This is a genomic window from Oleiphilus sp. HI0061, from assembly GCF_001635675.1.
Genome location: NZ_LWFE01000305.1, coordinates 1 through 837, shown reverse-complemented (window position 1 = coordinate 837; position 837 = coordinate 1). Strand labels below are relative to the sequence as shown.

Annotated in this window: 1 protein-coding gene and 1 pseudogene; both read right to left on the bottom strand. The window is 46.2% G+C overall.

The annotated features are described in order from the left end of the window. Positions 1-421 (bottom strand): dihydropteroate synthase (locus A3735_RS03985; protein ID WP_231882364.1); only part of this gene is annotated, 421 nt, incomplete at its 3' end. Between the two features lie 28 nt (positions 422-449). Beyond that, a pseudogene (locus A3735_RS03980) lies at positions 450-837 on the bottom strand (ATP-dependent metalloprotease); the annotation flags it as partial.

Genomic DNA, 837 nt, shown 5'->3' with positions numbered 1-837 from the left:
TGACACACAAGGCGACATTCGCACCCGCAACGGCTTCGACCGCGCCAGGTCGCGTAAATGCCCGAACATCATTAATCAAACCAGCGCCCAGCGCAACGGTTTCACGCATGACTTGCGGTGTACTAGTATCGACCGATAATACGACATCGAAGTTTTGAAGAATTTTTTCAGCAACAGGACAAACACGATCAAGCTCTTCTTGAACGCTTACTGGCTGTGCACCTGGACGAGTAGACTCACCGCCCACATCAATAATACTCGCCCCTTGAGCAAGCATTATTTCAACCTGATTTAGTGCTGAATCGAGATTAGAGTACTGACCACCGTCAGAAAAGGAATCGGGTGTTACATTAAGAACACCCATCACTTGAGTTGTCGCCAGATCGAGCTCTCGACTGGCGAACTTGAACAATTGACTCATAATTTAACTAAACACATCTCTGGAGAACCTAACCCTGCTCTCCAGTCTCGTCAGTTGGCTTTTTGCCATCAGCGATATCCACAACCTTATCATCTTCGCTATCGGCTTTTTTGTCGCTCGAACCATCGTTATCGTTACGACCGTTACTTGACCAGCCTTTTGGCTCACGTGGATCCTTACCGTCCATCAAGTCATCAATCTGCTCAGAATCAATGGTTTCATACTTCATCAAAGCATCCGCCATTGCATCAAGAATTGAACGATTATCCTCGAGGATTTTTTGTGCTTGCGCATAACATGTATCAATAATTGAACGCACTTCGGTATCAATTTCATTACGTGTAGCACCCGCCACATGAGAACCGCCACTGCCAGCGGACTTTCCTAAAAACACTTCTTCTTGGGCATCATCATAA